5 protein-coding genes are annotated in these 10,569 nt (G+C 69.9%); 1 reads left to right on the top strand and 4 read right to left on the bottom strand.

Annotated features, from left to right (window positions below; translation table 11 throughout):
* The first annotated feature begins 345 nt into the window (after positions 1 to 345).
* Positions 346 to 4,569, top strand: a complete 4,224-nt coding sequence (locus VMR86_00140) for a hypothetical protein (GenBank protein HTO05441.1) — start codon at positions 346 to 348, stop codon at positions 4,567 to 4,569.
* Positions 4,570 to 4,841: 272 nt separating this feature from the next.
* Here VMR86_00140 and VMR86_00145 read toward each other — a convergent pair whose 3' ends face one another.
* The 4 genes from VMR86_00145 to rbbA form a co-directional block, all read right to left on the bottom strand.
* Positions 4,842 to 5,273, bottom strand: a complete 432-nt coding sequence (locus VMR86_00145) for a GFA family protein (GenBank protein ID HTO05442.1) — start codon at positions 5,271 to 5,273, stop codon at positions 4,842 to 4,844.
* 68 nt (positions 5,274 to 5,341) lie between these two features.
* The gene (locus VMR86_00150; GenBank protein HTO05443.1) at positions 5,342 to 6,799 is read right to left on the bottom strand and encodes an efflux transporter outer membrane subunit; all 1,458 of its coding nucleotides are present in this window, start codon (positions 6,797 to 6,799) and stop codon (positions 5,342 to 5,344) included.
* A 14-nt stretch (positions 6,800 to 6,813) separates the two neighbouring features.
* Positions 6,814 to 7,935, bottom strand: a complete 1,122-nt coding sequence (locus VMR86_00155) for an ABC transporter permease (protein ID HTO05444.1) — start codon at positions 7,933 to 7,935, stop codon at positions 6,814 to 6,816.
* 2 nt (positions 7,936 to 7,937) lie between these two features.
* A partial coding sequence (gene rbbA / locus VMR86_00160; GenBank protein ID HTO05445.1) for a ribosome-associated ATPase/putative transporter RbbA occupies positions 7,938 to 10,569 on the bottom strand: 2,632 nt, incomplete at its 5' end.

The following is a 10,569-nucleotide window of genomic DNA, read 5'->3' on the forward strand; positions in this document are numbered from 1 at the left end:
CGGTCACTCGGCGCCCAGCGGCTCAAGAACGTCTCTCGGAGCCCGTCGAGGTGTACGCGCTCGACTCCGACTCTCCCGCCGGGACCAGGCGGTCCGGAGAAGCTGCTGGCTCGCGCGCGCCGCCATTGCGCTCGCGCTGCTGGTCGGGCTCGTCTGGTGGTTCCGCGCTCCGCTCGTGATCGCCGCGTTGTTCTGGGGCTGGCCTGTGATCGCACCGGCGTTCCACCAGGACCTGGGCTTCACGACCAGCTCCGACGGGGTGCGGATCGCCTACGCGACCAGCGGACGGGGCTCTGCCGGATTTTCCGGCTTCTCTCCCGGCCAGTCACGCGGTACAGTCGGCGCGTGGAGTGGCGCCGTCTCGCACGAGTCACAGCCTCTCTCGCGCTCGCGAGCCTTGCAGGCCGTCTGCCTCCCACCCGGCCGATCGACGCCGGCTCGCTCGCGCGCCTCGAACAGGCCATCGCCGCCCGCGAATACGAAGCAACACCGAATGGCGACGGCCTCCAGGCGCCCAACCGTGTCCAGGGCCTGCGCGCATACTTCGACGCATCCGGAATCCGGATCGCCAACAGGCTCGATCCGGACGGCCACGCGCTCGCCGCGCTGACACTCGCCGGTGTCGGACGCGAGGACGCGCTCGCGCCGGTCACTCGAGGAGAGCTTTCTCATGAGGGGGCGCGCGTCGAGCTCCGCAGGCCGCAGCTCACCGAGTGGTACGAGAACCGACCCGAAGGCATCGAGCAGGGCTTCCTCCTGAGCGCCCGGCCCGAGGGCGCGGGGGCGCTCGCGCTCGAGCTCGCGGTCTCGGACGCCCTGCCGACGCTGGTGGACCAGGCGCTCGTCTTCCACTCCGGGCCGGGCCGCTCGCTGCGCTACGACGGGCTGCGCGCCGCCGACGCGAGCGGCCGCGCGTTGCCGGCGCGGCTCGAGCTCGCAGGGGCGAATCACTTCCGCATCGTCGTCGACGACGCCGCGGCGACTTACCCGGTGGCGATCGACCCGATCGTGACCCAGACGCCGGACAGCGTGCTCGTCGGAGATGGCTTCACGGACGAGATTGACCCCTACCATCCAGGCTTCGGCTTCAGTGTGACTCCAGCGGGAGACCTGAACGGCGACGGCTACGCGGACCTCGCCATCAGCAGCCCCAACTACCTCGATCAGGGAGCTGTCTTCATCTTCCTCGGCGGTCCGAACGGCATCGCGAGCGGAGTCAATTCGAGCGTCGCGTCCGCCATGCTGCGGGGCACGGCGAACGGCCAGGAGTTCGGCTTCAGCGTGGCCTCGGCGGGCGACGTGAACGGCGACGGCTACGGCGACCTCATCGTGGGTGCCCCGACCGACAACAGCAGCGTCGCGACTGAAGGCGGTCGGGCGTTCATCTTCCTCGGCGGGCCGTCGGGGATCGCGAGCGGCGATCTCACGAGCGCGACCACCGTGCTCGAGGGCACTCAGACGGGAGGGGTCAACGGCAACGGCATCCAAGCCGGCGGATACTTCGGTTGGGACGTGGCCTCGGCGGGGGACGTGAACGGCGACGGCTACGGCGATGTCCTCGTCGGCCAGCCGGGGTACGACACCGGCACCGCGGTCGGCGGGGTCTTTCTCTTCCTCGGCGGCCCGTCGGGGATCGCGAGCGGGCTCGCGACCTCGGCGCCGACCCGCTTCACCGTGGCACCGGGCGAGAGCGCGGTCTACTCGTCGACGCTGCTTCCCGTGTTCGGAACTGCGCTGGCGTCCGCTGGCGACGTGAACGGCGACGGCTACGGCGACGTGGTGATCGGCGCGCCGTCCTTCCAGAGCTCACCGCCGGGCGCGGCGAGTGCGGTGTTCGTGTATCTCGGTGGACCTTCCGGCATCCCGAGCACCACGACGCTCGGCGCGGCGACGCGCATCCTCGGCTCGGTCGCAGGCTACGGCTCGAGCGTCGCCGGAGCGGGAGACACGAACGGCGACGGCTATGACGACGTGCTGGTGGGCGGCAGCAACACCGCGCTCGTATATCTCGGGGGAGCGACGGGGATCCCGAGCGGCACCGAGCTCACGGCTTCGACGACGCTCACGTCGACGATCGTCGGCTCGCTCTTCGGCGGCCAGCCCACGCCGCCCGGGGCACCGTGGGCGCACGGCGGTGTGGCGAGCGCCGGCGACGTGGACGGCGACGGCTATGCCGACGTGATCGTCGGCGCGCAGAATTTCCCGTCGAACCCGGGCGGCGCCGTGTTCCTGTTCCGCGGCCGCGCGGGCGGCATCCCGAGCGGCACCGAGCTCACGGCGTCGGCGACGATGGCCCCCCCGACGGGGACGTTCACGGGGCCGAAGTTCGGCAGCGCGCTCGCCAATGCGGGCGACCTGAACGGCGACGGCTTCGACGACCTCGTGATCGGTCAGTCCTTCGCCGTTCCACCCGGTGACAATTTCTTCGTCGGTCAGGCCTACGTGTATCTCGGCGGCGCGTTCCGGCTCGCGGGCCTGGCTTCGAGTCAGATCGTGTCCGACCAGGCGAGTGACGAGTTCGCGATCAGCGCTGCCTCCGCGGGCGACGTGAATGGCGACGGCTACGCAGACCTGATCGTCGGCGCGCCGCTCTACGACAGCGGCCAGAGCGACGAAGGCGCCGCGTTCCTGTTCCACGGCGGGCCGGCCGGCATCACGAGCGGGGGTCCCGGAGGCGCAGTCACTCTGCTCCACGGCGGACAGGCGGGCGCGCAGCTCGGCCAGGGCGTCGCGTCGGCGGGCGACGTGAACGGCGACGGCTACGCGGACGTGATCGTCGGCGCGCCGCTCTGGGACGGAAACACTCCCGACGTCGGCGCCGCCTTCGTGTTCCTCGGCGGACCCGCGGGAGTCACGAGCGGCTCTGCGGCGAGCGCTGCCGCGACTCTGCTCGGCGACCAGACCGACTCGCGCTTCGGCTGGAGCGTGGCGTCGGCGGGCGACGTGAACGGCGACGCGCGGGCCGACGTGATCGTCGGGGCGCCGTTCTACAACGCGGGCGCGGGCGCTGCGGAGGGAGCGGCGTTCGTGTTTCTCGCCGGGCCGACGGGCATTGCGAGCGTCTCGGCCTCGAGCGGCGCGCGCCTCGCCGGCGGTGGCGCGGTTGCCCTGTGCGGCATCTCGGTCGCATCGGCCGGCGACGTGAACGGCGACGGCTACTCCGACGTGATCGTCGGCGCGCCGGGCAGCGGCGGCACGGGCGCGGCCGGGATCTTCCGCGGCCGCGCGAGCGGAATCGCGAGCGCCTCGCTGTCGGGCGCATCGACCGTGATCTCGGGAGTCAGCGCCAACAGTCAGTTCGGCTGGAGCGTCGCCGGCACGGGCGACATGAACGCGGACGGCTTCGACGACCTGGCGATCGGGGCACCGTTCTCGAGCACGCCCGGCGCCAGCTTCGGCTACGTCTTCGCCGGCGGCGCCTCCATGCCCGCGAGCCTCACCGCGGGCAACGCGGCGCTCTCGTTCCCCGGCCTCGCGCTCGGCGTGAACGTGTTCGGGATCTCGGCCGCAGGCGCGGGCGACCTGAACGGCGACGGCTACGCGGACGTGCTGTTCGGCTCGGCGACCACGAGCGGCACCGGCTCGGTGCTCGCCGTCTTCGGCGCATCTGTGCTCGGGCCGTCGCTGCGGTGGTTCAACCTGGTCGAGACCGGCACGAATGACTCGTTCGGCTTCAGCGTGGCGTCGGCGGGGGACGTGAACGGCGACGGTCTCTCGGACGTGCTCGTGGGCGCGCCACAGCTCGGCTCGGCCTCGCCGGCCTCGCTGACCCTCTACTACGGAGGAGCCGGCACCGGCCGCTCCGTGCTCGCGCGGCAGCTGCGCGGCGACGGCAGCCTCGTACCGATCGGGCCGCTCGGCGACGCCTTCGACGCCAACGGCTTCGCGGCCCGAGTCACTCTCACGAGCCCGGGCGGGCCGAGCCGGGTGCGCGCCACCGTGCAGGCCTGCCCCGAGTCCGCCGCGTTCGGCGCCCCGAGCTGCGTCGTGAGTCAGTCGGCGTGGCTGGCGGTCGGCCCCTCGGCGCTCACCCGACCCGTCACTCTCACCGTCGCTGGACTGCCGCCGTCGGCGCCGATTCGCTGGCGCGCGCGCACCGACTACGCGCCCGCGACGGGCCCGCTCCCGGCGCTGCCGGCGCACGGACCCTGGCGCACCTCGGACGCGCAGCGGCCCGCGTTCAGCCTGCGCACGTCGGGCGACGCCGATCTCGACGGCGTGATCGACGCGCTCGACGACTGCCGCTTCGTCTCCAACCCCACGCAGACCGACAGCGGCGGCCTCGGCGCGGGCAGCGCGCCCGATGGCGTCGGCAACGCCTGTCAGTGCGGCGACGTCTCCGGCGACGGAGTCATCACCCCGGCGGACGTCTCGCTCTACCGGAATGCGCTCGCGAATCCCGCGGCGGCGCTCTCGCCCGCCGCGCAGTCCCGCTGCGTGGTGCTCGGCGGCGGCGCGGCGTGCGACGTGGTGCAGGTTGCCGCGCTCCAGCGCGCGCTGCACGCGCCCGCGCTCGCCCCGATCACCACCTCGGCCGCGGCCCAGGTCTGCGCCGTGTCGCTTCCCTGACGCACGGGCGCGGCGGCGAGGAGAGGCAGCAGCCGTCGGCGATGGAGACGGGGAGGGTTGTGCCGAGCGACGTCAACACGGGGGCAAGGGCCTCGAAGGTCGCTGTCGGTCCGCGCGAGCGCCCTCGCGATTCCCCTGTTAGACCGCACCTGCCCGAGGCGCGCGCGGCCACCTTGGACATGTCCGTTTCTTCGACGAGCAGATGGATGGCGCCGTCGCCAGGTCCGCCGACGATGCTGGAGCCAGGTAGCGCGCGCGAGGGCGCTGCTGCGTCAGTCTCTCTTCAAGGGCTCGAGGCCCGTCTTCCCAGCGAGCCTCGGCAGCTCGTCACCGATGGCGACCCAGTCCGCGCCCGAGTCGAAGAATACGTGCGCCTGCGGCGGCCGGTCGATCGGACCGTCGACCGTGCCCAGCGGAATGTCCGTCCGATCCGGGTGCGCGTCGTTCTCGCAGAACAGTGAGCTGCCGCAGCGCCTGCAGAACGAGCGGCTGCCATGCTCGGACGACATGAAGCGGACGAGATCCTCGGCGCCGGCTTCGAGCTTGACCTTCCCGCGCGGCACCGAGAACCAGGTGACGTACGCCGCGCCGTGGTTGCGCCGGCACATCGAGCAGTGGCAGTGCACGCAGAACAGGCTGGGCAGCTGCGCCGTGAATCGGATGCTCCCGCACAAGCAGTGGCCGGTCACTTCCTGGTCGCTCATCACCCGGGGTATATCACGGAGGGAGCGCCAGAGTGCTGCTCGACGTCCGACGCTTCAGGTTCGTGACACTAGGGCATCAGCGGCGTCGGGATCTCAGGCTGACTGGCGCCCCTGTTCCAGCCTCCGCCGAGCGCTTTGTACAGCGAGACGACGGAGAGGATCTCGCGCAGGCGCGTCTGCGCCAGGTCGACTTGCGCCGGGTACAGCTGCTGTTGTGCGTTGAGCACCTCGAGGTAGCTCGCGCGCCCGCCCGTGTAGCGCGTGATCGCGGTCTTGAGCGACTCCTCGAGTGCCTTCACCTCGCGCTCCTGCTGCCTGCGCAGCAGTGCCTGCTGCTTGCGCACGGTGAGCGCGTTCGAGACCTCGCGCAGCGCATTGAGTACGGCGCCCTCGTAGCTCGCGCGCGCCACGTCGGCGTCGGCCTTGGCACCCTTCCACACGTACGTCGTGTGTCCCGCGGTGAAGAGCGGACCGGCGCCCTTCGCGGCGTACGACCATAGTGACGCCTTGCCCTCCATCAGGTCGGAGATGTCCGAGGTGAGCGTGCCGCCGATCGCCGTCAGGCCGATGCGCGGGAAGTAGTTCGCGAAGGCCTCGCCGACCTGGGCGTTCGCCGCGACGAGCTGCTGCTCCGCCTCGATCAGATCCGGGCGTCGCTCGAGCAGCTGCGCGGGCACTCCCGCGGGGATCTCCGGCGCCAGGGTCTGCGCCTCCAGCGCCGCGCCACGCGGCACCTTCTGCGCGGGCCGGCCGAGCAGCTGCGAGACCTCGTTCTCTTTGAGGAAGATGTTCTGCTCCGCCTGTGCGACCGCGCCGGTGTAGTGCGCGAGCGACGCCTCCGCGCGCAGCGGGTCGAGCGTCGAGGTGATGCCGCCGGTGTAGCGGCGGTTGAACAGGTCGTACGTCTCCTGGAACGACTTGGCCGCGTCGGTCGCGATCTGCAGCTCGAGGTCGAGCTCGCGCAGCTCGAAGTATGACTGCGCGACCTGAGAGACCAGCGACAGTACGACTCCGCGCCGGACCGCATCGGTAGCGAGAAGATCGGCGCGCGCCGACTCCGCACTGCGCCGGATTCGACCCCACACGTCGAGCTCCCATGACGCGGCGATGGCGAGCAGGAACGAGTTGGTCACCGGGCTTCCCTGCTCTTCGAGTCCGAAGGTCACCTGCTTGCCGCGGGACGCCACGCCGCCGTAGCCGACCTGCGGGAGCAGCGGGCTGCGTGCGATCGCGGCCGAGTAGCGCGCCTTCTCGACGCGCGCGACCGCGACCTGCAGGTCGCGGTTGTTGGCGATCGCCTCGTCGACGAGCTGGCGCAGCACCGGGTCGCTGAAGACATCGAACCAGGCGCTGTCGGCGATCGAGCTCTCCTCTGCGGGTGTGTCGCGGAACGTGGGTGTCACGGGAAGCTCCGGGCGCTTGTAGTCGGGGCCGACGGCGCAGGCGCAGAGCGCGCAGAGCGCCGCCGCTACACACGTCCGAGAGTTCCGTGAGCCCCAGCCGACCCTTCCCCCAGCCCCAAGCATGGCGATTCGCAGCCTCACGCGAGGCTCACCGAGGCGCGGAAGCGCGCCAGCGAGGCAGCGAAGGCAACGCAGCCGATCGCGACGAGCGCGCAGAGCTGCGGCCAGACCACGTCGAGGCCGGCGCCGCGGTAGAGGATCGCCTGCGCGAGCTTCACGTAGTGAGTGGTCGGAGCGGCCAGCATGATGTCCTGCACGGCCACCGGCATGCTTTCGCGCGGCGTCACGGCGCCCGAGAGGATCTCGAACGGCAAGATCACGAGAAAGATCAGCAGACCGAGCTGCGGCATGCTGCGCACCACGGTCGAGAGCAGGATGCCGATCGAAGTCGTCGAGAACAGGTGGAGCATTGTTCCGAGGATAAAGAGCGCGATCGATCCCGCGATCGGAACGCCGAGTGCCCCTTGCACCACCAGCGCCAGCGAGAGCGAAGCCGCAACCAGAACGACGAGGCCATTCGCCCAGACCTTGGCCGCCATGATCTGGAACGGCGAGAGCGGCATCACCATCAAGTGCTCGAGCGTGCCGTGCTCGCGCTCGCGGATGACGGCAGCTCCAGTCAGGATGATCGAGAGCATGGTGACTTGGTTGAGCACCTCCATCACGCCGCCGAACCAGATCCCCGATAGATTCGAATTGAACAGCACGCGAGTGACCAGTGTGACTGGAAGCTTCGCCACCCTTCCGGCCTGGCGCATGAACTCCTGGAGCTCGCCCTGCACGATGTGCTGGATGTACCCCGCGCCGATATAGGCCTGAGTCATCTGCGTGGCATCGATGTTCACCTGGATCTCGGGATGCCTGCCCTGGAGCACGTCGCGCTGGAAGTCGGGGGGGATGTCGACCACGAAGGTGTACGCCCCCCTGTCCAGGCCGGGATCGATCTCGGTGGCCGCGATCCGCGCCGGTGTCTTGAAGCGCGGTGGATAGAACGCCGTGATGATGCGTTCGGAGAGATGCGAGCGATCCTCGTCCACGAATGCGATCGGCGCGTTGCGGAGCTCGGTCGAAGCGGCCTTGGCCGCCGTGTAGACCATGAGCGAGAACGTGACGGCGACCAGGCCGAGCAACACCGGGTCGTGCCAGAGGCTCTGCAGCTCCTTCACCCCGAGGCGCCAGATCTTCCCCAAGCTGCCCACGGCTAGCGGCCCTGCTTCCGCAACAGCGCCACGGTGGCCAGCACGAAGACCGGAGTGAAGGCGGCGATCGAGAGCAACTCGGGCAACAGCTCCCGGAAGCCGAGGCCCTTGTCGAACGCGCCGCGGCAGAGAGTGATGAAGTAGGAGGCGGGGAAGATCCTGCCGGCGACCGCGCCCGGTCCCTCGAGCGCTGCCACGGGATTGGTCAGGCCCGAGAACGAGACCGTCGGGATCATGGTGAGGATCCCCGCGGCGAAGAGCGCGGCGACCTGCGTGCTGGTGAAGGTGGAGATCAGAAGGCCGAGCGCCGTCGTCGCCGACACGTACAGGACGGCGCCGAGCGTGAGTCCCAGGAAGCTGCCCGTGACCGGCACCCCGAAGACGAACACGGCCAGCGCGACGAGCGAGAAGTAGCTCAGCGTCCCGAGCACCACGTACGGAAATTGTTTGCCAAGCACGAACTCGAAGCGAGTCACCGGTGTGACATACATGTTCGTGATGGAGCCGAGCTCCTTCTCCCGCACGACGCCGAGCGCCGTCAGCATGGCGGGCAACATGATGAGCAGCAACGGAATCACCGCCGGGACCATCGCCACGATGCTCACGAAGCCCTGGTTGTAACGGTAGCGGAGCGCAAGGTCGGCGAGCGTCGGGATCGCAATGCCTTCGCGCCGCGCGAGATCGCGCAGATAGGAGATATGAACGCCCTGCGTGTAGCTCCGGATCGTCTCGCCCCGATACGGCGTCGCCCCGTCGACGACCACGCCAGCTTCGACCGAGCGGCCCGCGCGCAGATCACGGCCGAAGTCGGGCGGGATGCCGATCGCGACGGACAGCTCGCCGCTGCGCATGCGCCGGTCCAGCTCGGCCACGTCGAAGATCGGAGGCTCCTCCACGAAGTAGTGCGATCCCGCGAACGCCCGCGCGTAGTCGCGGCTCTCCGGGGTCCCGTCCTGATCGAACACCGCGAAGCGCACGTGATCCACGTCCATGTTGAGCCCGTAGCCGAAGATCAACATCAAGAGCAGCGCGCCGCCGAGCGCGAAGCTGAGCCGGATTGGATCACGCTGCAGCTCGAGACTCTCGCGCTGCGCGTAAGCCAACAGGCGCCGGAAGGAGAACGCCTTGGGCCTGGCGAGTGCTCGCTGCTCTGGCTTCGCGGCGGGAGCTGGCGGCTCGCCGGCCTTGCCCGTCGCCTCCTCGAGATAGGCGATGAACGCCTCCTGGAGCGAGGCTGCGCCACGCGAGCGCACGATCTCCGCCGGTGTGTCGCTCACGAGCACACGGCCCGCGTTCATCAGCGAGATCCGGTCGCAGCGCTCGCCCTCGTTCATGAAGTGGGTGGACACGAAGATCGTGACGCCCTGGTTGCGCGAGAGATCGATCAGGAGCTCCCAGAACCCGTCGCGCGCAACCGGGTCGACGCCCGAGGTGGGCTCGTCCAGGATCAGCATTTGGGGCGAGTGCACGATCGCGACCGCGAGAGAGAGCCGCTGGCGGATGCCGAGCGGGAGCGCTTCGGCGAGCTGGTCGACGTGCTCGCGCAGATTGAAGCCTTCGAGCAGCTCCTCGACGCGCGGGCCGACCTTCTCCGGCGGCAGCTCGAACAGCTGCGCGTGCAGCATCAGGTTCTGGCGCACGCTGAGCTCGCCGTAGAGCGAGAAGGCCTGAGTCATGTATCCGATCTGCTTGCGCACGTCGCCCTCGCGCGCTTCCACGTCGCGGCCGAACAGGCGTGCGTGTCCCTCGGTGACTGGGAGCAAGCCCGTCAGCATCTTCATCGTTGTCGTCTTGCCGCAGCCGTTCGAGCCGAGGAAGCCAAAGATCTCGCCGCGCTCGATGCGAAAGTTGACGTGATCCACCGCGATGAAGTCGCCGAAGCGGCGAGTCAGTCCTTCGGCTTCGATGACCGGCTCGCCTCCAGTCTCCTTGCGCGGGGGAACGCGCAGCTCGCGGTGGCCACGCCGCGCCTCCTCAGGCAAGAGCTCGATGAAGGCCGCATCGAGGTTGTGTGTCGCGGTGCGCGCCATGAGCTCCGCTGGCGTGCCGGTCGCCAGCACGCGGCCGGCGTACATCGCAGCGAGCCAGCCGAAGGCCTCGGCCTCTTCCATGTAGGCGGTCGACACGAGCACGCTCATGCCGGGCCGGCGCTCGCGAATACGGTCGACGAGCTCCCAGAACTGCCGCCGAGAGAGCGGATCCACACCGGTGGTCGGCTCGTCGAGCACGACCAGGTCCGGGTCGTGAATCAGCGCGCAGCAGAGGCTGAGCTTCTGCTTCATCCCCCCCGAGAGCTTCCCGGCGGGGCGCTCGCGGAAGCGAGCCAGACCCGTGGCAACGAGCAGCTCGTCGATCCGCTCCTCGCGCTCGGCGCGGGCGTGGCCAAAGAGGCGCCCGAAGAAGTCCACGTTCTCGAAGACCGAGAGCGTCGGATACAGATTCCGGCCGAGTCCCTGCGGCATGTAGGCGATCCGGGCCGACGCCAGGGAGCGAACGGCGACGTCGCGGAGGTCGCCGCCCAAGACCTCGACCGATCCGGTCTGGATGGCCCGCGCCGCGGTCACGAGGCCGAGGAGCGTCGACTTGCCGACGCCGTCGGGCCCGATGACACCCGCCATGCCACCCGCCGGAATT

It is taken from the genome of Myxococcota bacterium, from assembly GCA_035498015.1.
Classification (GTDB): Bacteria; Myxococcota_A; UBA9160; order SZUA-336; family SZUA-336; genus VGRW01.

Excerpts from the sequence above, each read along its gene's own strand:
- VMR86_00150 (HTO05443.1), bottom strand. The coding sequence starts at position 6,799 with ATGCTTGGGGCTGGGGGAAGGGTCGGCTGGGGCTCACGGAACTCTCGG.
- VMR86_00145 (HTO05442.1), bottom strand. The coding sequence starts at position 5,273 with ATGAGCGACCAGGAAGTGACCGGCCACTGCTTGTGCGGGAGCATCCGA.